General features: G+C 73.6%; 21 protein-coding genes. 10 read left to right on the plus strand and 11 right to left on the minus strand.

What is annotated here, in order from left to right; genetic code table 11:
* Nucleotides 1-5: 5 nt before the first annotated feature.
* The 10 genes from ACZ6CV_RS20430 to ACZ6CV_RS20475 all read left to right on the plus strand — a co-directional run bounded on the left by ACZ6CV_RS20430 (nucleotide 6) and on the right by ACZ6CV_RS20475 (nucleotide 10166).
* Complete coding sequence (locus ACZ6CV_RS20430; RefSeq protein ID WP_469252154.1) at nucleotides 6-1175, plus strand: pyridoxal phosphate-dependent aminotransferase; 1170 nt, start codon at nucleotides 6-8, stop codon at nucleotides 1173-1175.
* Nucleotides 1165-2139 (plus strand): 3-methyl-2-oxobutanoate hydroxymethyltransferase, encoded by a 975-nt coding sequence (locus tag ACZ6CV_RS20435; RefSeq protein ID WP_469252156.1) that lies wholly within the window; start codon nucleotides 1165-1167, stop codon nucleotides 2137-2139. Before ACZ6CV_RS20430 ends, ACZ6CV_RS20435 begins: the two co-directional genes overlap by 11 nt.
* On the plus strand, nucleotides 2136-3491 hold the full coding sequence (gene ectB, locus ACZ6CV_RS20440; RefSeq protein WP_469252158.1) for a diaminobutyrate--2-oxoglutarate transaminase: 1356 nt from the start codon (nucleotides 2136-2138) through the stop codon (nucleotides 3489-3491). Before ACZ6CV_RS20435 ends, ectB begins: the two co-directional genes overlap by 4 nt.
* Nucleotides 3488-4492, plus strand: a complete 1005-nt coding sequence (locus tag ACZ6CV_RS20445) for a diiron oxygenase (RefSeq protein WP_469252159.1) — start codon at nucleotides 3488-3490, stop codon at nucleotides 4490-4492. Before ectB ends, ACZ6CV_RS20445 begins: the two co-directional genes overlap by 4 nt.
* Nucleotide 4493: 1 nt before the next feature.
* Nucleotides 4494-5741: an MFS transporter gene (locus ACZ6CV_RS20450; RefSeq protein WP_469252160.1), complete on the plus strand. Its 1248-nt coding sequence runs from the start codon at nucleotides 4494-4496 to the stop codon at nucleotides 5739-5741.
* Nucleotides 5734-6474 (plus strand): TSUP family transporter, encoded by a 741-nt coding sequence (locus ACZ6CV_RS20455; protein ID WP_469252161.1) that lies wholly within the window; start codon nucleotides 5734-5736, stop codon nucleotides 6472-6474. Before ACZ6CV_RS20450 ends, ACZ6CV_RS20455 begins: the two co-directional genes overlap by 8 nt.
* 118 nt (nucleotides 6475-6592) lie before the next feature.
* A complete protein-coding gene (locus ACZ6CV_RS20460; RefSeq protein WP_469252162.1) occupies nucleotides 6593-7465 on the plus strand; it encodes an NAD(P)-dependent oxidoreductase in 873 nt (290 codons plus the stop codon).
* Nucleotides 7462-8814 (plus strand): ATP-grasp domain-containing protein, encoded by a 1353-nt coding sequence (locus tag ACZ6CV_RS20465; protein WP_469252163.1) that lies wholly within the window; start codon nucleotides 7462-7464, stop codon nucleotides 8812-8814. Before ACZ6CV_RS20460 ends, ACZ6CV_RS20465 begins: the two co-directional genes overlap by 4 nt.
* Entirely contained in the window at nucleotides 8811-9335 is a 525-nt protein-coding gene (locus ACZ6CV_RS20470) for a flavin reductase family protein (RefSeq protein WP_469252165.1), read from the plus strand. The genes ACZ6CV_RS20465 and ACZ6CV_RS20470 overlap by 4 nt, the downstream gene beginning before the upstream one ends.
* 150 nt (nucleotides 9336-9485) lie before the next feature.
* Complete coding sequence (locus tag ACZ6CV_RS20475) at nucleotides 9486-10166, plus strand: phosphatase PAP2 family protein (RefSeq protein WP_469252166.1); 681 nt, start codon at nucleotides 9486-9488, stop codon at nucleotides 10164-10166.
* Nucleotides 10167-10619: 453 nt separating this feature from the next.
* On the opposite strand, the gene ACZ6CV_RS20480 is transcribed toward ACZ6CV_RS20475, so the two are convergent.
* From ACZ6CV_RS20480 to ACZ6CV_RS20530, 11 genes are read right to left on the minus strand one after another with little or no spacing between them, the layout of a single operon-like run.
* On the minus strand, nucleotides 10620-11963 hold the full coding sequence (locus ACZ6CV_RS20480) for a glutamate-1-semialdehyde 2,1-aminomutase (RefSeq protein WP_469252456.1): 1344 nt from the start codon (nucleotides 11961-11963) through the stop codon (nucleotides 10620-10622).
* A gap of 25 nt (nucleotides 11964-11988) precedes the next feature.
* Nucleotides 11989-12540 (minus strand): dTDP-4-dehydrorhamnose 3,5-epimerase, encoded by a 552-nt coding sequence (rfbC, locus tag ACZ6CV_RS20485; protein ID WP_469252167.1) that lies wholly within the window; start codon nucleotides 12538-12540, stop codon nucleotides 11989-11991.
* Nucleotides 12537-13805 (minus strand): polysaccharide pyruvyl transferase family protein, encoded by a 1269-nt coding sequence (locus tag ACZ6CV_RS20490; RefSeq protein ID WP_469252168.1) that lies wholly within the window; start codon nucleotides 13803-13805, stop codon nucleotides 12537-12539. Before ACZ6CV_RS20490 ends, rfbC begins: the two co-directional genes overlap by 4 nt.
* Nucleotides 13802-14767, minus strand: a complete 966-nt coding sequence (locus ACZ6CV_RS20495) for a glycosyltransferase family 2 protein (protein WP_362375713.1) — start codon at nucleotides 14765-14767, stop codon at nucleotides 13802-13804. Before ACZ6CV_RS20495 ends, ACZ6CV_RS20490 begins: the two co-directional genes overlap by 4 nt.
* Nucleotides 14764-16083, minus strand: coding sequence for a hypothetical protein (locus tag ACZ6CV_RS20500; protein ID WP_469252169.1), 1320 nt, complete (start codon nucleotides 16081-16083; stop codon nucleotides 14764-14766). Before ACZ6CV_RS20500 ends, ACZ6CV_RS20495 begins: the two co-directional genes overlap by 4 nt.
* Entirely contained in the window at nucleotides 16080-17333 is a 1254-nt protein-coding gene (locus ACZ6CV_RS20505) for a DUF4910 domain-containing protein (RefSeq protein ID WP_469252457.1), read from the minus strand. Before ACZ6CV_RS20505 ends, ACZ6CV_RS20500 begins: the two co-directional genes overlap by 4 nt.
* Before the next feature lie 17 nt (nucleotides 17334-17350).
* The gene (locus tag ACZ6CV_RS20510) at nucleotides 17351-18376 is read right to left on the minus strand and encodes an NAD-dependent epimerase/dehydratase family protein (RefSeq protein WP_469252170.1); all 1026 of its coding nucleotides are present in this window, start codon (nucleotides 18374-18376) and stop codon (nucleotides 17351-17353) included.
* Between the two features lie 3 nt (nucleotides 18377-18379).
* Nucleotides 18380-19027, minus strand: coding sequence for a PIG-L deacetylase family protein (locus tag ACZ6CV_RS20515; protein WP_469252171.1), 648 nt, complete (start codon nucleotides 19025-19027; stop codon nucleotides 18380-18382).
* Nucleotides 19024-19830, minus strand: a complete 807-nt coding sequence (locus ACZ6CV_RS20520) for a glycosyltransferase family protein (RefSeq protein WP_469252172.1) — start codon at nucleotides 19828-19830, stop codon at nucleotides 19024-19026. The genes ACZ6CV_RS20515 and ACZ6CV_RS20520 overlap by 4 nt, the downstream gene beginning before the upstream one ends.
* Nucleotides 19827-21080 carry a class I SAM-dependent methyltransferase gene (locus ACZ6CV_RS20525; protein WP_469252173.1) on the minus strand — a complete coding sequence of 418 codons (1254 nt, stop codon included), beginning with the start codon at nucleotides 21078-21080 and terminating at the stop codon, nucleotides 19827-19829. Before ACZ6CV_RS20525 ends, ACZ6CV_RS20520 begins: the two co-directional genes overlap by 4 nt.
* Nucleotides 21081-22355 carry a glycosyltransferase gene (locus ACZ6CV_RS20530; RefSeq protein ID WP_469252174.1) on the minus strand — a complete coding sequence of 425 codons (1275 nt, stop codon included), beginning with the start codon at nucleotides 22353-22355 and terminating at the stop codon, nucleotides 21081-21083.

A 22355-nucleotide genomic window follows, 5' to 3' on the forward strand; every position in this document is an offset into this window, starting at 1 on the left:
CCGCCATGCCGTCGTTCGCCAGAACCCTCAGTGAGATACCGCCCTCCGCGCTGGTGGCCGTCGACCGGCTGCTGCGCTCCTCGGCGGTGGCCGACCCGGTGCCGCTGCAGCAGGGCAGAACCGTCTTCGAGCCGTGCGCGCGGCCCGGCACCTGGGACCGCGCCGAGTTCGGGATCGCCGCCCACGAGCACGCGCCGCCCGCCGGCGTCCCCGCGCTGCGCTCGGCCTTCGCCGAGGCGGCGAGCCGGCGCCGCGGCACCCCCGTCGACCCGGGGCAGGTCCTGGTCACCAGCGGCGCCACCCACGCCATCGCGGTGACCCTGCACGCCGTCCTCGACGCGGGCGACGAGGTCGTCGTGCTCTCCCCGCAGTGGCTGTTCGCGACCGGCCTGGTGTGGGCGGCCGGCGGCATCCCGCGCGAGGTGCCGGTCTTCCTGGAGCTCAGCGAGGACCCGGACTTCGACTTCATCGCCGCGATCGAGCGGGCGGTGGGACCGCGCACCCGGGCGATCTACTTCAACAACCCCAACAACCCCACCGGCTTCCGCCTCGACGCACGCGCCCTGGCCGCGCTCGCCGACCTCGCGGCCCGGCACGACCTGTGGCTGATCGCCGACAACGCCTACGAGAACTACGACTTCGGCGACGGCGGCTTCCTCGACACGGCGACCGTCCCCGGCGCCGCCGAGCGCACCTTCTCGGTGCACAGCTGCAGCAAGACGTACGCCATGCCCGGCGCCCGCGTGGGCCACCTCATCGCGCCGCCCGGCGCCGAGGAGGTCCTCACCAAGTGGTCGCTGCACACGCTGTACTCGGTCTCCACGGCCGCGCAATACACCGCCTTCCGCGCGCTCGCCACCCCCGCCGACGAGCTCGCGCGGCGCCGGGCGGCGGCCGAGCGCGCCTGGCGGCTCGCCGACGCCGCCCTGGAGATCCCGCACACCCGGGTCAGGGGCGGCCTCTACACCTTCCTCGACCTCGGCGGGTACGGCGACGGCGCGGAGTTCGTGCGGCGCTGCGCCGAGGCGGGCGTGGGGCTCGCGCCGGGCCGGGTGTTCGGCGCGCACTGCGACGGCTGGGCCCGGCTCTGCTTCACCGCGGCGCCCGAAGAGGCCGTCACGGACGCCATCGGCCGTATCAACAAGATCTACTGGGAGGGCGGCCGTGACCGTTGACACCACCACCGCGAGGCCCACGGCGGCCACCGCGCTCACCCCCTACCTGCACCGGTACGACAGCCCGGCCCAGTTAGGCCTCAAGATCAACGCGTACCGGGGGTACGAGGTGGAGGGCCTGGCCGAGGCGCTGCGCGCGCCGGACCTCCTCGACGCCCCCGTCGAATGCGTGATGGTCGGCGACTCGTACTTCATGACGCACCTGGGCCGCACCGGCACCGCCCTGACCGGCGACGCCGAGCAGGAGTGGGGCCTTGCCACCCTCACCGGCCTGGTGGCCGAGGTGCGCGAGACGCTGGACGCCGCATTCCCCTCCGCCCGGCGGCCGTTCCTCCTCGCCGACCTGCCGGACGGGACGACCCGCAGCCCCGCCACGGCCCGTGCCGCCGCCGACCGGTTCGTCGCCGCCGGCGCGGACGCCGTCAAGATCGAGGTGGCGGGGGAGGGCGAGTTCGGCTGCGTCGAGGCGGTGGCCGCGGCCGGCGTCCCCACCCTGGCGCACCTCGGCTACACCCCGCAGAGCGGCGGCCTGGCCCGGCACGGCGACGCCCTGGACGGCGCGCTCACGCTCTTCGCGCAGGCCCGCAGGGCCCGGGACGCGGGCGGCTGCGGGCTGATCGTCGAGATGGTCAGCGAGGCCGTGAACCAGGCGCTGAGCCGCCCGCACCCCGCGGGCCTCCCGCTGTACTCGGTGTTCAGCGGCCGGGCCCGCTGGGGCGGCCAGAGCCTCAACCTGTGGGACGCCGTCGTGCGCCCCGTCCCCGGCGGCCGCTACTTCCCGCCGACCCCGGTCATCGACGCGGCCGAGGTGCCCGAGCGGTACACCCCGGAGCTGATCGCCGACCGCATGCGCGAACTGCTGCGGCTCAGCGTCGCCGGCTGGTTCCCGCTCTCCCCGCGCACCGCACTGACCCCCCGTGAGACGGCCGAGATCACCGGCATCGACCCCTGGAGTGCCTCATGACCACCGCCGAACCGGTCACCGCTGGGCCGGTCACCGCAGAGCCGGTGACCACAGAGCCGGTTACCCCCGGCTCCGACACGGCCGTCTTCGACGAGCTCGAATCGGCCGTGCGCACCTACTGCCGGCGCTTTCCCGCCGTCTTCACGCGGGCCTCCGGACACCGCATGTGGGACGCCGAGGGCCGCGAGTACATCGACTTCCTGTCCGGCGCGGGCGCGCTCAACTACGGGCACAACCCGGCCGACCTGCGCGCCGCCCTCATCGCCTACCTCCAGGCCGACGGGCCGGTCCACGGCCTCGACCTGCACACCGGCGCCAAGGCCGCGTTCCTGCGCCGCTTCCGCGAGGTGGTGCTCGCGCCGCGCGGGCTCGACCACCGGGTGCAGTTCACCGGGCCGACCGGCACCAACGCCGTCGAGGCGGCCTTCAAGACGGCCCGCAGGGTCACCGGGCGCACCGACGTCATCGCCTTCACCGGCGGCTTCCACGGCCTCTCACTCGGCGCGCTCGCCGCGTCCGCCACCTCGTTCAAGCGCGGGGCGGCCGGGGTGCCGCTCGGCCACGTCACGCGCATGCCGTACGAGGGGTACGCGGGCGAAGGCGTCGACACCATCGACTATCTGACCCGGATGCTCGACGACCCGGGCAGCGGCGTCGACCTGCCCGCGGCCTTCGTGGTGGAGACCGTGCAGGGCGAGGGCGGCCTCGCGGCGGCGAGCCCCTCGTGGCTGCGCAGGCTCGCCGAGGTGGCGCGCGAGCGGGGCATCCTGCTCATCGTCGACGACATCCAGGCGGGCTGCGGGCGCACCGGCACCTTCTTCAGCTTCGAAGAGGCGGGCATCGTCCCGGACCTGATCTGTCTGTCCAAGTCCATCAGCGGCTTCGGCATGCCGATGGCCCTGGTCCTGGTCCGCCCCGAGCTCGACCAGCTGGGCCCCGGCGAGCACAGCGGCACCTTCCGCGGCAACAACCTCGCCTTCGTCACCGCCACGGCCTGCCTGGACCGCTGGGCGGACCCGGAGTTCGCCGCGCAGGTGCGGCGCAACGCCGCCGCCCTCGCGGACCGACTCACCGAACTGGCGGGCTCCTTCGCCGAGTTGGGCTGCACCGTCCTCGGCCGCGGCCTGATCCGCGGCCTCGGCTTCACCGACCCGGCGCTCGCGGACCGGGTGTCGCGGACCGCCTTCACGCGCGGGCTCCTGGTGGAGACGTCCGGCGCCCGCGGCCAGGTCCTCAAGATCATGCCGCCCATCGTGGCCGACGCCGACGAGCTCGCGCCCGGCCTCGCCCTGCTCGCCGACTCCGTCGCGGCGGCGGCACGACAGCACGTATCCGAAGGGGACCCGAGTTGAGCATCGCCGAACACGAGCACACCGTTGAGGACGACATCGAGGGCGACTTCGAGGACGCTCACGGAGACGGCCACGCGCACGACATCGACGAGACCGTGCTGCGCCGGATCGCCGACTCCTGGCCCCGGCGCGCCACCATCCGCACCGACCTGGACCAGATATCCGAGCCCGAGGAGTACGACGAGGGACTGCCGGACTACCCCGAGCACCTGCTGCCCTTCGCCGACCACCCGCTCTACCTCGCGGCCGCGCCCGAGCAGCGGCAGAAGGTCCTCACCCTGGCCTGGCTGGTCTACAACGAGCGGGTCATCGCGGCCGAGGAGCACGTCGCCAACCCCACCTTCGCCATGATCATGCACGGCGCCTTCCCGGGCGCCGACAGCGTCCAGCTCAAGCGTGCCGTCCAGCAGACGCACGTGGACGAGGTCTGGCACACGTACATGCACATGATCGCGATGCAGCGCACCCGCGAGGTGCGGCAGATCACCGGCGAGCCCGCCTACCCGCACACCGTCACCTACCGCCGCCTCCTCGAAGCCGACGCGAAGGCGTCGGAGCGCTGGGAGCGCGATCTGCTGAGGCTGGTCTGGACGACCGTCTCGGAGATCAGCGTCAACGCCTATCTGGAGCTGCTCTCCCGCGACAAGAGCGTCCAGCCGCTGCACGCCCTGGTGCCCCGGCTGCACGCCCGCGACGAGTCCGCGCACTCCTCCGTCATGGTCGAGGTCGCCAAGGCGCTGTACGTGCACATGAACACCGAGCAGCGCCGCACCTTCGTCGACTCGCTGCCCACGGCGCTGCACGCCTTCGTGGAGCAGGACTTCGCGGTGTGGCCCGGCATCCTGCGGGCGGCCGGGTTCGAGAAGGCCGACGAGATCGTCGAGGACTGCCGACGGCAGGCCGGCACCGGCCTGCTGGTGCGCGACTTCTCCGGGGTGCGGCGCATCGTGCGCGAGATGGAGCTCGAGGACCGGGTCGACTTCGACTTCGGGACCGAGTGACGTGAAGCTCACCGCGGGCGGGCGCAGGCTCGCCGCCGCAGCCCTCGTCCAGTCGCTCGGCATCGGCCTGTTCATGGCGAGCTCCATGGCGTACTTCACCCGGCAGGTGGACCTGTCGGCGAACCAGGTGGCCTCCGGGCTCGCCGTCGCCGGCGTCGTCGCCCTCGGGATCTCGCTGCTCGGCGGGGTCCTCGCCGACCGGTACGGGGCGCGGCGGGTGCTCGCCGCGGTGTATCTGGGGCGGGGCGTGTGCTGTGCGGCGTACGTCCTCGTCACCAGTTTCTGGCAGTTCATGGTGGTGACGCTCTGCGCGGTGGCGTGCGACAGGGCCGGGCCCCCGGTGCTCCAGGCGCTGGTCGCCGTGGCCGTGCCGGAACGCCGGGAGCGCACCCGGCTGCTCGCGGTGGTCAACGTCGTACGCAACTGCGGACTCGGGGTCGGTGCGATGGCGGCCGGTGTGGCGCTCGTCGGTGACACGCAGGCCGCCTACCGGGTCACCCTGATCGCCATCGGGCTGGCCTTTCTCGGCGGCGCGGTGCTGGTGCTGCGGGTGGACGAACTGGCCGCGCCCGGGGCCGGTTTGGATGATGAAGCCGGTGCCGAACCGCGGGAGACGGCGGAACGAGCCGTCAAGGAACGGGGGTTGCCCGACGCGCGCTATCTGACGCTGACCGCGCTCAACTTCCTGCTGTTCTCCTTCGACACGATGCTGCTCGTCGCGATGCCCGTGTGGATCCTGGAGCACACGGACGCGCCGCGGGCCACCGTGTCGGTGCTGTTCACGCTGAACACCGTGCTCGTCGTGGTCCTGCAGATCCCGGTCAGCAAGCTGGCCACCGGCCGGCGGCGCACCACCCGGATGCTCACCTGGACGGGCGCCGTGCTCGCGGTGAGCAGCCTGTGCTTCGCCGCGTCCGGCTCGGTCGCGGGCGGGCCCGCCGTGGCGTGGCTGGCCGCCGCCGTGGTGACGCTGTCCCTGGCCGAGGTGACCGCCAACTCCGCGGTGTGGGACCTCTCCATCGCCCTGGCCCCCGAGGAGCGGCGCGGGCGGTACCTGTCCGTGTTCAACCTGAGCGTGGCCGGCCAGCGCGTCCTCGGACCCGTCCTGGTCACCGGGCTGCTGCTCGGCTCCGGTTCGCTCGGCTGGGTGGTGGCCGCGGCGGTCCTCGTGGCCGCGGGCTTCGCGGCCGAGCGGGTGGCCCGCGCGGCGGGACGGCGGATCGGCGAGAAGGGGCTCGTCGATGCCTGAACTCTCCGTCCTCGTCTTCGCGTCCGTCGCGGTCTTCCTCGGCGCGCTGGTCCAGGGCAGCCTCGGCGTGGGGCTCGCCCTGGTGTCGGCGCCGGTGGTGCAGATCGCCGCGCCGGACCTCATGCCGGGCTCACTGCTCCTGGTCGCCGCGGTCCTGGCCGCGCTCGGGGCGGTGCGGGAGATCTCCCACACCGACTGGTACGGCGTCTCCTGGGCGATGGCCGGGCGGATCGTCGGCACGGTGACGGCGTCGTACGTCATCCTCGTCGTCTCGGTGCCGACGCTCGACCTGCTCTCCGCGGGGATCACCCTGGGCGTCGTCTCGCTGCTCGCCTTCGACCCGGCCAGGCTGCCCAGAAACCGGAGCACGTTGATCGCCTCCGGCGCCGTGGCGGGCCTCACCGGCACGACCTCGTCCATCGGCGGGCCGTTCATCGCGCTCGTCTACAGCCAGGAACCCGGGCCCAAGGTCCGCGGCACCCTCAGCGTCTTCTACACGGCGGGCACGCTGCTGTCGCTCGTCTCCCTCACCGCGGTGGGCCGGCTCTCGGGCGACCAACTGTCCTTCGGCGCGATGCTGTTGCCCGCCGTGGTGGCCGGGTTCGCGCTGTCGGGGCCGGTCCGCAAGCGGGTGGATGGCGGCGGCCGGTTGCGCGGCGCGGTGCTCGTCCTCGCCGTCGTCGCCGCGGCCGTCCTCATCGTCCGGGGCCTGACGGCCCTCGTCGCCGGGTGAGCGCATGGAGCGGGATGAGCACACGCACCGAGATGAGCACACGTACCGGGATGAGCACACGTACCGCGATGAGTTCACGTACCGAGATGAGCTCACGCACCGAGAAAGGAACGGTTCGATGAGAGTGGGGTTCGCGGGACTGGGGTCCATGGGCGGCGGGATGTGCCGCCGCCTCGCGGAGCGCGGGTTCGACGTGGTCGCGTACGACGCCGATCCGGGCGTCGCCGCGGCGGGCGGGGAACACCCGGGCGTGCGCGCGGCGCGGGGCGTCGCGGAGCTGGCCGCGCCGGTGGTGGTCACCATGCTGCCCGACGGCGCGGCGGTCCGGCAGGTGGCCGACGAGCTGCTCCCGCACCTCGACGCCGGCTCGCTGATCGTCGACACGGGCTCATCGGCGCCCGGGGACACCCTCGCCCTCGGGCGCGCGGCCGCCGCGTACGGGGTGTCCGTGGTGGACGCGCCGGTCTCCGGCTCACCGGCCGCCGCGCGCGCGGGCGAGCTGACGCTGATGGCCGCGGGCGGAGCCGAGGACGTCGTACGGGCGGAACAGGTGCTCGGCGCGCTCGGCCGGGTCCACCGGGTGGGCCCCGCGGGCGCGGGCCACGCCCTGAAGGCGCTCAACAACCTGCTCTCCGCGGTCAATCTGGCAGCCGTCACCGAAGTCATGCTCGCCGGGCGGGCGTTCGGGCTCGAACCCGCGGCGATGCTGGAGGTGATCAACGCGTCGACCGGGCGCAACCACGCCTCGCAGACCAAGCTGCCCGACCATGTGCTGACCGGCACCTTCGACTCGGGGTTCGCGCTGCGGCTGATGCTCAAGGACATCCGCATCGGCACGTCGCTGCTCGACTCCGCGGGCGGCCCCGCCGCCTTCGGCCACGCCTGCCAGGAGCTGTGGGAGAAGGCGCACGACGAGCTGCCGGCGGGCGCCGACAACGTCGAGGTCGTGCGCTGGCTGGAGAACGCATCGGGACGGGAGCTGCGCGCATGACGCACGAAGACGAGAGCAACAAGCACGAGTACGAGAGCGACAACCGCGGGCACGAGAGCGACGACCACCGGCACGAGGCCGCGCCCCGGATCGCGGTGATCGGCGGGCAGGTCGCCGCCCTGGAGAAGGCCCGCGCGGCCGGGTTCGACGTCGTCTGGCTGCACGGACCGCACGAACTCGACCCCGCGGGCCTTGCGTTGGTGGCCGAGGCGCATCTCACCGACTACCGCGACCCGCAGGCCGTCGCCGACCTCCTCGCCGCCGTGCACCGGCACCGGCCGCTGGTCCGGGTCGTCTCGATCATCGAGGACGGCCTGGAGTCGGCGGCGGCCGCGACGACGGCGCTCGGCCTGCCGGGCACCGGCCTCGAAACCGTCCGCCTGCTGCAGGACAAGCTGGCCTTCCGGGAGCTGCTCGCCGAGCGCGGCATCGAGGGCGTCGCCGCACGCCTCGGCCACGACGAGGCCGACATCCGCGCCTTCGTCGACGCGCACGGGGCCGCGGTGATCAAGCCCCGGTACGGCTCCGGCAGCCTGGGCGTGCGGCTGGTGCCGGGGCCCGAAGCGGTGGCCGAAGTGGCGTCCTGGGCGGCGGAGTTCGGGCTGCACACGTTCGTGATGGAGCAGTATCTGCGCGGCCCGGAGTTCAGCGTCGAGGCGTTCAGCTTCGCGGGTGAGCACGTGGTCGTCGCGTACACCGCCAAGGAGAAGCTCGACTCGTTCGTCGAGGTCGGGCACGTACAGCCGGCGGGCCTCGACGCGGTGGACGTGGCCCGCATCGGCTCGCTGGTGGGCAGGATGCTGGATGCCGTCGGGGTCACGGACGGCCCCTCGCACACCGAGGTGATCCTCACCGCCGAAGGGCCCCGCCTGGTCGAGTCGCACAACCGGCGCGGCGGCGACCGGATCACCGACCTGGCCCACGAGGTGTACGGCACCGACATCGACGCGCTGGGCTTCCTCTGGTACGCGGGCCGCACCGGGCCCCGCACGCCGGGCCCGGCCAGGGGCGGCGGCGCGATCCGGTTCCTCACCGCCGAGCCGGGCGTCGTCGAGTCCGTCACCGGCGCCGAGGAGGTGCGCGCCGACCCGCGGGTGGTCTCCCTGCAGCTCTCCGTCGCCCCCGGTGACACGGTCGACCCCATCGCCTGGTCGTACGACCGGTCCGGGCTGCTCATCGTCCGGGGCGACTCGGCCGACGAGGCGCGCGACGCGGCCCATGAACTGGCCGCCCGGATCACCATCACGACCCGGCCGGGCGCGGCGCCCGGCGCACCCCGCTCCATCACGGCGGTGGCCCCCCGGCCCGAGCGGCTGATCGGCGCGACGCCCCCGGCGGCGCGCTCGTGACCACGGCGCCGCCCACGGTGGGAGCGGGTGAGCTGCGCGCCGCGCTGCGGGGGCACGCCTCGGGCGTCGCGGTGCTCACCGCGGCCACGCCCGACGGTCCCGCCGGGGTGACGATCACGTCGTTCACTTCGGTGAGCGCGGAACCGGCGCTGGTCTCCTTCGCGCTCGCCGAGACGTCCTCGACGTGGGCCAGGATCAAGGGTTGCCGGCGGTTCGGGATCCAGTTGCTGGGTGCGGGGCAACGGGAGGTGGCCGAGCGGTTCGCGGCGCGCGGCGTCGACCGGTTCGCCCCGCCCACCCGCTGGCACACCGGCCCGCACGGGGTGCCGCTGCTCGACGACTGCGCGGCCTGGCTGGTCGGCGCCCGCCACCGTCAACTGACGCTGGGCGACCACGAGTTGATCGTGTGCGTCGTGGAGCACGTACGGATCGGTGCGCCGGGCGGAGGCCTGGTCCATCTGCACGGAGGCCTGCACGCCGCGCCGGGTTCACCCGCGGCGCCCGGTGGCCGACAGAGCTGACTCCCTGTGCGGGACGGCCACTTGCCGTGCCGCATTGTTGGTTAGGGTGACGGGAAGAGACCGATTGCCGATGCGCGAGGCCAGGCGGGAGCCGGGAAACTGACGGGACACGACCGAAAGCGGACCGAACGGCCCTCAAGTGCGCCTGAGATGACGGCGCCGGCCCCCGCCCTGCCCCCTTCGCTGCGCGGCCCGCTCGGTCTGATCGCGCTCCTCGCCACGCTCGTGGTCGGCGCGATCGGGGCCTTGTACGCGGGGCACGGCGAGCCCGGCCGGGTGGACCGGTGGTTCGTCGACCCGACGGCGGACAGCGTGCGGTCGCCGTGGCGCGGCATCGCTCTGGCCACGGACTTCCTGGGGGAGCCCGCGGGCGCGGCGCTGCTGATGGTGGCGGCCGTCGCGGGCTGCCTGCTGTGGCGGCGGCCGCGCGGGGCGGTGCTCGTGGTGGCCTCCGCCGCCCTGGCCGTGGGCGCGGCGACGCTGCTCAAGCACGTGGTGGGGCGCACCATTCACGGCGCGGGCAACCTGTCCTACCCGAGCGGCCACACGGCCTTCTTCACGGCACTCGCCGTCGCGGCGGCGCTGCTCGCGGCCGGCCGACTCGGCCTCGGCAGGGGCGCCGGGCTGCTGCTCGTGCTCGCCACGGCGCTGGTGGCGGGCGCCGCGATGGGCTGGGCGCAGGTCGCGCTGGGAGCGCATTACCCGACGGACGTCCTCGGCGGCTGGTGCGTCGCGCTAGCGCTGGTACCGGCGGTGGCGTGGCTGGCCGACGGGGTGGCCGACCGGATGACGCCCCGGACGACGGACTCCCGCCAGGGGCAGCACGCCTGACGTTGCGTCAGGCTCGGGTGCGGCGCAGCTCGGGCGATACTGCCCCGCCAGCCCGCCAGCCCGCCAGCCCGCCAGCCCGCCAGCCCGCCAGCCCGCCAGCCCGCCAGCCCGCCAGCCCGCCAGCCCGCCAGCGCGTCCTGCCTCGCCAGCCCCACCCTGCCTCGCCGGACTTCGCCCGCCTGGTCTGCCCCGCCTGCCCGCTGGCCCCGCCCGTCCCACCGGGCTTCTCCTGCCTGGTCGGGCTTTGCCCGTCCCGCCGGGTCTCGCTGACCTCGCCGGCCCCCGGCCTCCCCGGCCTCGCCGGCCCCGGCCCCCCGGCCCCGCCGGGCCGGGACCGGGGCTCAGGCGGCGTACGGCCTCACCCCACCCGTCGGAACGTCAGCCGCACCGGGCGGCTCCCAGCCAAGGGGGGGCGCCCGCGTCCGGTGCCTTTCGGCCAGGTCGCGTACCGTCTCACCCCACCCGGCGGAACACCGGCCGCACCGGGCGGCCCCCCAGCCATGGGGTGGGGTCGTTCGTGTCCAGTGCCTTGCGGTACAGCGCGCACGCCTGGGCCACCGTCTCCACCGTGTGGTCGATGTCCGCCTCGGTCAGCGCGCTGCTCACCACGAACGACGGGGCCAGGACCCCGCCTTCGAGGAGCCGGCGCAGGAACAGGGTGCGGTACTCCTGCGACGGGCGGCCCTCCGCGTCCAGCGTGGCGAAGACCAGGTTGCTGGCCCGGCCCCTGACCACGACGTGGTCGGCGACGCCCATCCCCGCCGCCGCCTCGCGGACCCCGGCCGCCAGGCGGTCGCCGAGGGCGTGCAGGCGCGCCGTGACGCCCTCCTCGACGTAGACGGCCTGCACGGCCATCGCCGCCGCCAGCGAGTGCGTCTCCGCCCCGTGCGTCGTGGACAGCAGGAACACCCGCTCGCCGGAGTGCCGGAAGCCGCCCCGCTCCATCAGCTCCCTACGCCCGGCGAGCGCGGAGACCGCACAGCCGTTGCCCAGCGCCTTGCCGAACGTCGAGAGGTCCGGCACCACGCCGTACAGCCCCTGGGCGCCCGCCTCCGACCAGCGGAAGCCGGTGATCATCTCGTCGAAGATCAGCACGCAGCCGTGCCGGTCGGCGAGTTCGCGCAGGCCCGCGAGGTAGCCCGGGGGAGGCTCGGTGTGGGTGGCGGGCTCCAGGATCAGGCAGGCCACCTCGTCCCGGTACCGGGTGAGCAGCTCCTCCGTGGCGGCCAGATCCCCGTACGGGAACGTCACGGTGAGCTCGTCCGTCGCCGCCGGGACGCCCGCGGACATCGGCGTCGTCCCGATGAACCAGTCGTCGACGGAGAAGAACGGGTGATCGCCGCAGAGGGCCACCCGCGCCCGCCCGGTGGCGGCGCGGGCCAGCCGTACCGCGGCGGTGGTGGCGTCGGAGCCGTTCTTCGCGAACTTCACCATCTCGGCGGTCGGCACGGTCGCCAGGAAGCGCTCGGCGGCCTCGACCTCCACGACGGAGGGCCGCACGAAGTTGCTGCCCCGGTCGAGCTCCCGCCGCACCGCCTCGACGACCCGCGGGTGGGCGTGGCCGAGGCTGACCGACCGAAGGCCCGACCCGTACTCGATGTAGCGGTTGCCGTCGACGTCCCACACGTGGGCGCCGCGGCCGTGGCTGATGACCGGCGCGAGGTGCTCGGGATACTGGTCGTCGCCCTTGGCGTAGGTGTGCGCGCCGCCCGGGACCAGCGCGTGCAGCCGCTCGTTCAGCGCCTGCGACTTGGGGAGCCGCAACTCCCCGGCGCCTGCGGTGTTCTCGGTGTCCACGTCCACGACCGTTTTCCCGTCCACGTCACCCCTCCCTCTGCTTCAGGACCTCGGCGAGGCCCGGCGCCGCCCGGTCCCGCGCGGACACCGACGTCACCGGCAGCGGCCACGGAATGGCGAGCTCCGGGTCGTCGAACGCGATCGTCACGTCCTCGCTCGGGTCGTGCGGCCGGTCGATCTTGTACGAGGTGTCCGCGGTGTCCGTCAGGACCTGGAAGCCGTGCGCGCACCCCGCCGGGATGTACACCGTCGTCTGCGTCTCGCCGGACAGGTCGAAGAAGGCCCGGCCCAGATAGGTCGGCGAGTCCTTCCGCAGATCCACGGCGACGTCGAAGATCCGCCCGTACGAGCACCGCACCAGCTTGGCCTCGCCCGCGCCGGAGCGCAGGTGCAGGCCGCGCAGCACGCCCCGGACCGAACGGGACACGCTGTCCTGGACGAAGGCGGCCGGGTCGAGCCCCACCGAGCGGATCACGTCGGCGTCGAACGTCCGGCAGAAGAAGCCGCGTTCGTCGGCGTGCCGCTCCGGCTCGAACTGGTACGCGCCGGCGATCGCCGGGACTTCGGTCACTTTCATGGTGCCTCCTGCCGGGGACGGGACCCGGCGTGTTCGGTCTTCGACTTCGACGTGGTCTTCGTCTTCGTGGGGAACAGAACGGCGGTCAACTCGGCCCACTGGTCGGCGAGTTGCGCGGTAGCGGTCCGGTTGCGCTCGGCGAGGGTCCGGCGCAGCCCGGCCGCCCGCTTCTCCAGTTCGCGGAACTGCTCCAACAGCCGGCCGGCGTCGACCTCGCGGGCCGGGTGGCAGTACGCGCCGAGGCCCATCCGGTCCATCAGCGCGTCGCTCTTCGCCGCGTAACTGAGGGCGAGCGTAGGGGCGTTGGACTTCAGGGCGCAGACCAGGTTGTGGTACCGGGTCGCCACCACGGCGTCGGCCGCCGCCGTCTCCCGCATCAGATCGTCGAGCGAGGCCGCGTCGGCCGCGGTGACCAGCGGCGAGCCGACCGCGTCGAGGATCGCGGCCACCACCGCCCCGTCGACGTCGTCGCCGGTGAGCAGCCGGACCGGCCGGCCCTCCTCGACCAGCGCGCGGACGAACGCGGTGACCCCGTCGAGATAGCGCCGGTGGATCTCCTCGGCGCGGTCGCGGTCGGCGTCACTGCCGTGGAAGGCCATCACGCCGACACAGACCAGACCGGGAACATCCGATGGCGCGCTCGCCTCCGCCGTCGGCAGGGCGAACGCGAGGTCCGGGTAGACACGGTCGCGCCCGGTGTCCACGCCCATCGCCCGCATCGCGTCGCGGGACAGGTCGTCACGGTACGAGCGGTACGCCGCGAGCCGCGCCGACCAGCGGACCAGGGTGCGGGTCGACCGGTTGCGGATCGTGTCCGCGCCCACGCCGACCAGCGCGACCCGGGTGCCGAGCAGCCGGCCGCTCGCGCAGAGCAGGAACAGCGCGTACGGGAAGCCCCAGGGCCGCAGCGGCAGCGTGGCTTCCAGGACGCCCATGCCCGGCACGATCACCACGTCGTGGCGGCGCACCCACGCGGCGGTGCGGAACGCGTCGACGAGCTTGCCGAACCCCTTGCCCGCGACGGCGCCCGCGCGGGACGCGGTCCGATACTCGCCGCGGTACCAGTGCAGCCGCGTCGCGGGGATCCCGTACCGCGCCGTGATCGCATCGGGTCCGCCGCACAGCGCGTCCACGGCGGCCCCCGGGTGTGCGGTGCGCAGATGACCGAGCACGGCTTCGAGCGACCCGTCGTTGCCGAGGTTGCCGGAACCGAGCAGCCCGAACACCCCGACGCGCACGGGGGGTTGGCCGGCCGACGTCGTCATCCCTGACGCCCCTCACGGCCGGCGCGCCCCTCGCGGCCCGCGACGACCTCGTCCACGGAGACGGTGTGCGCGCCCGGGTCGACGGGGGCGCGGTCCTCCACCCGCTCGCCGGCGCCGGGGCGGGCCCGGCTCGCCAGCCACGCGGCCACGTGGCGGTGGCACGCGCGCCGGTCCGCGGCGGACAGCGGCGCCCGCTGGATCGCCGAGGTGAACCCCAGGACGTACTCGGCGAGCAGCCGGGGCGTCGGGTGCAGCCGGCCCGCGCGGCGCGGGTCCAGGTTGACGCAGCGGGAGCGCAGCGAGGGGTTCGCGCGCTCGGCGCGGGTGGGGTGGTCGCGGCGGAAGTACAGCAGCTCCGGCACCTGGTAAAAGGGCCCGTGCAGGGTGATCTCGGCGACGAACGTGCGGTCGGCGTGGTGGTAGCTGTCGTGCGGCTTCACCCGGCGCAGCACGTCGGCCCGCATCACCCCGTAGAAGTCGTCGCCGCCCGGCTCGAAGAGCAGGCTGCGAAAGCGCTCCGGGGCGCGCGGCGAGTCGGTGGCGAGCCCGTACGCGTAGGGGACCTTCACCGTGCCGTCGCCGTCGATGACCGCCTGGCCGCTGTGCGCGAGGATCACCTCCGGCCGCTCGTCCAACGCCTCCACGCAGCGCTTCAGCAGGTCGCGCGCGTACAGGTCGTCGTGCGAGGCCCACTTGAAGAGCTCGCCGCGGCACTGCGTGAACACGTAGTTGTGGTTGGGCGCGGCGCCGATGTTCCGCGGCAGCCGCAGGTAGCGGATGCGCGGGTCCTTCGCGGCGTACTCGCGGCAGATGTCCTGGGTGCCGTCGGTCGAGGCGTTGTCCGAGATGACCAGCTCGAAGTCCTCGTAGGTCTGGCCGAGCAGGGCGTCGAGCGCCTCGGCGAGGTACTCCTCGCCGTCGTACACGGGCAGGCCGATGCTCAGCCGGGGATGCGCGGTCATGACGTCCTCACTTCGGTAATGGAGTTCTGGTGGTGCTCGCGCAGCGCGGCGCGCAGCTGCAGCCACCACACGGCGGAACCGCAGACGGTCGCGGCGGCGACGCCCCAGGCCGAGCCGACCGTGCCGGCCACGACCGCGCCGCCGAGCCCGCCGGCGACATAGCAGGCGGAGGCGAACAGCTGGCTGCGCAGACTGCGCCGGGCCAGGCCGAGGGCGCGCAGGCCGGCCGCGGCGCCGGTGCCGAGCCCTGCGCCCGCGACCCCGAGCGTGGCCGGCACGATGAGCTCGGAGGCGGCGCCCCAGACGTCGCCGAGGGTGAGCTCGCCGAGCCGGTCCGGCATCAGGAGCAGCGCCGCGCCCCAGAGCAGCGCGGCCACCGCCTGCGCGCCGCCCAGCAGGAAACAGAAGGTGCCGAGGCGGTGCGGGGCCCTGCGCAGCACCCGCGCCGCCTCCGCCACGGTGACCAGCGACAGGCCCATCAGCACGGCCATGAACGGGCCGAGCAGCAGTTCGGCGCCGCGGACCACGCCCACCGCGCTGACGCCGACGATCGCACCGAGCCCGTACGCCCGCAGCTGGGCCGCGCCGCTGGTGCTGACGTTCTCGACCAGGTACCGCAGCCCGAGGTCGTGGTGGTCGCGGAGCCACGCGCGCGCCCCGGTGAGCCGCGGCCGGATACCGGACTGCAGACACCCGTACACCGCGGCGACGGCGGCCGACGCGCCCCAGGCGAGGACGAACGCGGCCACGCCGCCCACCCGGGCGGCCACCACCAGGGCGGGGACGAGCGCGATGCCCCACACCAGGTCGTTGACGAACGCCTTGCGCCCGGCGCCCGCCGCGAAGAACGAGTACCGCCAGGCATCCTGCATCAGCAGCCCCGGCAGCACGACGCCGAGGCCGGCGAACGCGGGCCCCACGCGGCCGCCGACCCCCAGACCGACCACCAGGCACACCGCGCCGACGGCGGCGCCGACACCGAGCGCGGTGCCCGACGAGCGGGCCACCGCGGTGCGCCAGGCGGAGTCCGGCACACCGCTGAAACGCACCACGAGCGGGTCGGTGGCGAGCCCGCGGGAGACGCTGAGCACCACGCCGTAGGTCACCCAGGCGAGACTGAACACGCCGAACGCGGCAAGCCCCAGCGAGCGGGCCACGTAGATGCCCACCACGAAGTTGGAGATGCTGGAGGCCGCCTGGTCGGCGAGGCCCCAGGAGAGCCGGCCGAACATGGCCCGCTTGGCTGTCCGCGCCGTGCTCCGCATCGGGGCCTGCGGCGTCGTCGTGTTCTCCCCCTCGGTGGCCATCGGCGTCATGCCTTGATCAGTCCGGCGCCGTGCAGGGCGTCGGCCGCCGCGGCGACGGTGTCGAACGCGAGCCCCGACCGTGCGGCGACGTCCAGCAGACCGTGCTCGCCGTCGGAGAGGCTGAGCACCCAGAGCATCGCCATCTGCGCCTCCTTGGCGTCGCTGCGGCCACCGAGGGATTCGTACAACCCCCGCCGCCCCAGTTGCGGTTCGCCGTAGGGGCTGAGGTTGACGTAGCGCCGGTTGCGGTCGAGGACGCCGAACGCCGTACGGCAGACGTCGAGGGTGTCCGCCATCGCCTCCGCGGAGACGAAGTCCGGGTTGTCCGCCGACGTGTGGTACTCCGGATAGCTCGCGTACGGCGTCCGGCTGAGCGAGCCCACCCCGAGGTCGAACCCGGGCGAGCAGAACTGCCGCTCGTCGTAGCCGTACGGGGTGAACTCCCTGACCTGGTGCGGGCGTTCGGTCGCGGCGAGCACATGCCGCAGCACCCGGTCGATCTCCGCGTCGCCGCGCCTGCTCTGCTTGTACGTCAACTGGCCCGCGTCACCGGCGCAGGCGAGCACGAGCCCGTGCTTGACCCGGTCGATCCGCTCCGCGTTGCGGGCCAGCCAGGTGATGGCGCCGATGGTGCCCGGCGCGAAGATGAACCGGTAGGTGTAGTACGGCGTGGTCCCGGCCAGCGAGCGGGCCAGATAGGTCGCCACCGCGATGCCGGCCAGATTGTCGTTGGCCAGCGACGGGTGGCAGACGTGGCAGGAGACGATCACCTCGTCCGGCACCTGTCCGGGGATCACGTGCTCGGCGTAGGTCAGATGACCGTCGGCGAGCGTGGAGTCGACGCGCACCTCGTAGTCGCCGTCCGGCAGGGCGTCCAGGGTCTCCTGGGCCAGACAGAACCCCCACTGCGGCTGGTAGTAACTCGTGCGGTACGGAACCCATTTGGGGTGGTCCGGCAATGTGTGCAGATGGCTCCGCAGCTCGGCGAGCGGCATCGTCGCCGACACCGGCACGCTGTAGCCGAGCACGTGCAGGCTGGACGCGGCGAAGTCGACGACCCGGCGGCCGGAGGCGTCGGCGACGTACGCGTCCCGGATGTTCCACTCCTGCGGCACCGTCCAGTCGAGGACCTGCGTCCCGGTCGGCACCTCGTGCATCTCCAGCGGAAGATACTCGTCGACGATGCGCAGGGTGGCGCGCACACCGTCGCCGGTGATGCTCCGGCAGAGCGGGTACAGCCGCTCCACCAGTGCGTGCATCTCCTCGCCGACCGCCGTCACGGGCGCCGCCGCAGGGTGTCGTCGACGGTGCCCGCACCGGAGGCCGCGCGCAGCACGGCGAGACGGGTGAAGCGCTGCTCGAAGTCCTCCTGGGTCAGGCCGTGTTCGCGGTAGGCATCGGCCAGTTCGCGCGCGCCCTGCTGCACCGTCCACGTGCAGTCGAAGCCGGGCACCGCGGCGCGGAACCGGGAGAAGTCCACCCGGTAGGAGCGCGGATCGGCGCCGTTCTCGCCGGTGATGACCACCTTCGAGCCGGACACCGAAGCGGCGACCTGCTCGGCGATCTCCGCGACCGTGACGTTGTTGATCTCGCTGCCGATGTTGAACGCCCGGTCGTGCACCGCCTCCCGGGGCGCGCCCAGCGCGGCGGTGAAGGCCCGCGCGATGTCCGCGGCGTGCACCAGCGGGCGCCACGGCGTGCCGTCGGAGAGCACCAGCACCTCGCCGGTGAGCAGCGCGTGGCCAACCAGGTTGTTCAGGACGATGTCGGCGCGCAGCCGGGGCGAGAAGCCGAAGGCGGTGGCGTTGCGCATGTACACCGGGCTGAAGTCGTCGTCGGCCAGCGCGTGCAGGTCGTCCTCCACCCGCACCTTGGACTCCGCGTACGGGGTCACCGGGCGCAACGGGGCGTCCTCGCCGACCAGTTCACCGCCGCCCGCGGCGCCGTAGACCGAGCAGGTGGACGCGTACAGGAAGCGCCGCACCCCGGCCTCGCGGGCCAGCCGGGCCAGCCGCACGGACGCGTGGTGGTTGATGTCGTAGGTGAGTTCGGGCGCCAGCGAGCCCAGCGGGTCGTTGGAGAGCGCGGCCAGATGGATCACCGCGTCGAATCCGGCCACGTGGTCGGCCGTGACGTCCCGCAGGTCCACCCGGTGCCCCGTCGGGTCGGCGGGCCGCGGGCCGAGGACGCAGTCGGCGAACAGGCCGGAGTCGAGGCCGGTGACCTCGTGTCCCGCGGCCGCGAGGACCGGGGCCATCACGGTGCCCAGGTAGCCCTGATGTCCGGTCAGCAGTACGCGCAAGGTTCATTCCCCCAGGTCGAGAGTGAGTTTGGTGACGGCGAACGCCTCGGCGTACCGGGCGTGGCATTCGATGCCGCGGATCCGCGCGAGGCCGAGGAAGGCCTCCCGGTCGTACCAGGGCCGGTGCCGCTGCGAGGGGTAGTGCTCCTGCAGCAGCCGCACCTTCCGCTCGGCGGTCTCCGGCGAAAGCGGCTGGTACGCGGCCATCCGGCCGAGATCGCCGTCCCACTTGACGATCTCGTAGCCGAGCACGAGGTGGTCGCGGAAGGCGGTGGGCACGAGCTGGGCGAGGCCCCGGTGGTCCTGGTGCGCGTCGTCGGTGCGCGGGGCGAGGACGAGGTCGGGGTCGCTCTGCGCGCGCAGCTCCTCGACCGCGGCCTTGGCCTCCTCCCAGTGCGTGGGGAGCCGGCCGTCCGGCAGCTTGAGGACGGTCAGCCGCAGGTCGGCGCCGGGGCAGAACGCGGCGAGCGCGGCCCGCTCCTCCTGCTCCCGCTCGCCGCCCCCGCCGGTCAGCACCAGCGCGTCGACGCGGACGCCCGGCCGGGCCAGGCACAGCGTGAGCAGTGTGCCGCCGGCGCCGATGGCGATGTCGTCGCAGTGCGCGCCCACCGCGACGATCCGTTCCAGGCGCCCGGCCCCGAGCCGGATCACGCGCGCACCCCGGCGTCCGTCGGCACGCCGTCGCGCTCCCACACGGCCCACGGGCGCTCGCCGCGGGTGTACGCGGCATCGAGCGCGGCCCGCTCCTTGACCGTGTCGGTCGGCTTCCAGAAGCCGCGGTGCTGGTGCGCCACCAGGCGTCCCCGCTTGGCGAGTTGGCCGCATCCGTCGGCGACCAGGTCGCCGTTCTCCGGTATGTGGTCGAAGACCTCCTGGCGGAGCACGAAGTAGCCGCCGTTCTCCCACAGCGGCAGTTCACTGACCGCCGTGATGCCGCCCACCAGGTTGTCCTCGCCCAGCTCCACGCAGTGGAAGGAGGACTGCGGCGGCACCACCATCATCGAGGCGCCCGCGTCCCGCCGGGCGAACCGGTCGATCATCTCCGGCAGCGGGGCGTCGGTCAGCACGTCCGCGTAGTTGGCGAGGAACATCTCGTCGCCGTCCAGGTGGTGGCGGACCCGGCGCAGCCGCTCGCCGATCGGCGACTCGATGCCGGTCTGCGCGAACGTGATCGTCCAGTCGGCTATGTCGGTGGACAGCAGCTCGGTCCTGCCGCCCCGCAGCACGAAGTCGTTGGACGTCGTCTCCTCGTAGTTGAGGAAGAAGTTCTTGATGTGGTGCGCCCCGTACCCCAGGCACAGGATGAACTCCTTGTGCCCGAAGTGCGCGTAGTAGCGCATGACGTGCCAGATCAGCGGCCGCGGGCCGACCATCGCCATCGGCTTGGGCATGTCGTCGGCGGCCCCGTCGCGCATCCGCATCCCGTAACCGCCGCAGAACAGGACGACCTTCATGCTGTGGCCTCTTTCGAAGACGTGGCGTCGACGACGCTCAGTTCCGGGACGGGGAAGACCAGGCGGCCGCCCCACTCGTGCACGTAGGACAGCTGCTCGACCAGCTCGGCCCGCAGGTTCCAGGGCAGGATCAGGACGTAGTCGGGCCGGTCGGCGGCGATCCGCTCGGGCGGCAGGATCGGGATGCGGGTGCCCGGGGTGAACCGGCCGTGCTTGTACGGGTTGCGGTCGACCGTGTACGCGAGCAGGTCGGGCCGGATGCCGCAGTGGTTGAGCAGGGTGTTGCCCTTGCCGGGCGCGCCGTAGCCGACGACCGTCTCGCCGCGCTCGGCCGCCTCGATGAGGAACTTCAGCAGGTCCCTGCGGACCTTGGCGACCCGGGCGGAGAACTCGGTGTACCCGGACAGGTCCTGGAGCCCGGCGGCCTTCTCCCGGTCCAGGACCTCGGCCACCTGCCGTGACGGCTCGCCCGCGACCTCGGCGGGGCGGGCCCACAGCCGGATGGAGCCGCCGTGCGTGGGCAGCAACTCGACGTCCACGAGGGCGAGTCCACCGCTCGCGAGCGCCCGCGCCGCCGAGGCGACCGTGTAGTACTGGAAGTGCTCGTGGTAGATCGTGTCGTACTGGTTCTCCTCGATCAGGGTCAGCAGGTGCTGCACCTCGATGGAGACCCAGCCGTCGTCGGCGACCAGGGCGCGCAGCCCCTCGGTGAACCCGACCACGTCCGGGATGTGCGCGTACACGTTGTTGGCCACGACCAGGTCGGCCGGGCCGTGCTCGGCGCGGACGGCCGCGCCCGTCTCGGGGCTCAGGAACTCCGTGACCGTGGGCACGCCCGCCTCCCTGGCCGCGGCACCGACGTTCACCGACGGCTCGACGCCCAGGCAGCGGATCCCCCGGTCCACCACGTGCTTGAGCAGATACCCGTCGTTGCTCGCGACCTCGACCACGAAGGAGTCGGCGCCGAGCCCCACCCGCCGGGCGGCGTCGGCGACGAAGGTGCGCGCGTGCTCCACCCACGACGTCGAGAAGGAGGAGAAGTACGCGTACTCCTTGAACGTCTCCTCCGGCGTGATCAGCGGCGGGATCTGCGCGAGCCAGCACTCCGTGCAGACCCGCAGGTGCAGCGGGTACGCGGGCTCCGGCTCGTCCAGCCGGTCCGCGGCGAGAAAGCTCTCGCACGGCGGGGTCGCCCCCAGGTCGACGACGCTCTCCAGCGCCGCCGAGCCGCAGAGTCGGCATCGTGTCATCTAACTGCCCCCATCCCTGCCCGTACGGGTGTCCCCGCCACGAGCCCGTGTTTCCGTTCCCCCTGCCGGCGACGGACCGTTCCCGTCTCCGGCCCGCACCGCGATCGCGGTGCGATACCCCTCCACCAGGCGGTCCAGGCCGACGGCGGGGCTGAACCCCTGCTCGTACCGGCCGCGGGCCGCCCGGCCCATCTCCCGGTTGCGGCCGCGATCGACCGCGATCCGGCGTATGCGGGACGCGAGCGACGCGGCGTCGCCCGGCCGGTGCAGCAGCCCGGTCACCCCGTCCTCGACGAGCTCGACGAAGGCGCCGTGCCCGGCGGCCACGGCCGGCACGCCCGCCGCCATCGCCTCCACGACGACCAGGCCGAAGGCCTCCAGCCACGTCGAGGGGGCGACCACGGCGACCGACCGCGCGAGCGCCTTGCGGCACTCCGCGGTGTCGTACAGGCCGACGTACCGCACGTCGTCCCGGCCCGCCGCCCACGCCGTCACCTCCGGCTCCAGCGGACCCGTCCCGGCGATCACGAGCGGTACGCCCACGCCGCCGTCCGCCGCGAGCTCGTCCCACGCGGCCATGAGCAGCCGCACGCCCTTGGCCTCCGCGAGCCGGCCGAGGTAGAGCAGGTGCTCGCCGTCGCCCGTCCGGCGCTCCTCCGGCTCCGGCACGAAGTTGTGCTTCACGGCGAGGCGTTCGGCGGGCATGCCGGCCGCCACCAGGACCTCGCGCTGGGCCGCCGAGATGCAGAAGAACCGCTCCACACCGGTCCACCACCGGCGCCGGTTGACCGACAGGCTGACCGCCAGCGGCACCGTCGCCAGGCGGGAGTTCCGGTAGCAGCCGTGCCGGACGGCGGGCAGCGGCGACGAGCCGACGCACTCGGTGCACGGCCTGCCGTCCCGCTGCAGGGTGCCGGGCGGGCAGATCTGCGTGTAGTTGTGCAGCGTGGCCACGGCGGGCACGCCCGCGTCGGCGCAGGCGGCGATGACCGCGGGCGAGAGCAGCGGGAAGACGTTGTGGACGTGCACGACGTCCGGGCGCTCGGCGCGCAGCCGGGCGGCGAGCTCCGAGCGGACCGCCGGGTTCCAGGGCACGAGCAGCGGCACCGCGACCTTGCCCGGCAGGGAACGGGCGGCGATGGTGTCGCTGCGCCGCTCGAACAGGTCGACGTGGTGGCCGGCCGCGCGCAGCAGCTCGATCTCCTGGTCGACGACCTTGTTCTCGCCGCTCGGCTGCGCCGAGGCGTAACGGTTGTGCACCACGAGGATGCGCAC

This window comes from Streptomyces sp. NPDC041713, assembly GCF_055591085.1.

Excerpts from the sequence above, each read along its gene's own strand:
- ACZ6CV_RS20500 (WP_469252169.1), bottom strand. The coding sequence starts at position 16,083 with ATGACGCCGATGGCCACCGAGGGGGAGAACACGACGACGCCGCAGGCC.
- ACZ6CV_RS20475 (WP_469252166.1), top strand. The coding sequence starts at position 9,486 with ATGACGGCGCCGGCCCCCGCCCTGCCCCCTTCGCTGCGCGGCCCGCTC.
- ACZ6CV_RS20460 (WP_469252162.1), top strand. The coding sequence starts at position 6,593 with ATGAGAGTGGGGTTCGCGGGACTGGGGTCCATGGGCGGCGGGATGTGC.
- ACZ6CV_RS20495 (WP_362375713.1), bottom strand. The coding sequence starts at position 14,767 with ATGACCGCGCATCCCCGGCTGAGCATCGGCCTGCCCGTGTACGACGGC.
- ACZ6CV_RS20505 (WP_469252457.1), bottom strand. The coding sequence starts at position 17,333 with ATGCACGCACTGGTGGAGCGGCTGTACCCGCTCTGCCGGAGCATCACC.
- ACZ6CV_RS20525 (WP_469252173.1), bottom strand. The coding sequence starts at position 21,080 with ATGACACGATGCCGACTCTGCGGCTCGGCGGCGCTGGAGAGCGTCGTC.
- ACZ6CV_RS20520 (WP_469252172.1), bottom strand. The coding sequence starts at position 19,830 with ATGAAGGTCGTCCTGTTCTGCGGCGGTTACGGGATGCGGATGCGCGAC.
- ectB (WP_469252158.1), top strand. The coding sequence starts at position 2,136 with ATGACCACCGCCGAACCGGTCACCGCTGGGCCGGTCACCGCAGAGCCG.
- ACZ6CV_RS20430 (WP_469252154.1), top strand. The coding sequence starts at position 6 with ATGCCGTCGTTCGCCAGAACCCTCAGTGAGATACCGCCCTCCGCGCTG.
- rfbC (WP_469252167.1), bottom strand. The coding sequence starts at position 12,540 with ATGAAAGTGACCGAAGTCCCGGCGATCGCCGGCGCGTACCAGTTCGAG.
- ACZ6CV_RS20455 (WP_469252161.1), top strand. The coding sequence starts at position 5,734 with ATGCCTGAACTCTCCGTCCTCGTCTTCGCGTCCGTCGCGGTCTTCCTC.
- ACZ6CV_RS20490 (WP_469252168.1), bottom strand. The coding sequence starts at position 13,805 with ATGACGACGTCGGCCGGCCAACCCCCCGTGCGCGTCGGGGTGTTCGGG.
- ACZ6CV_RS20465 (WP_469252163.1), top strand. The coding sequence starts at position 7,462 with ATGACGCACGAAGACGAGAGCAACAAGCACGAGTACGAGAGCGACAAC.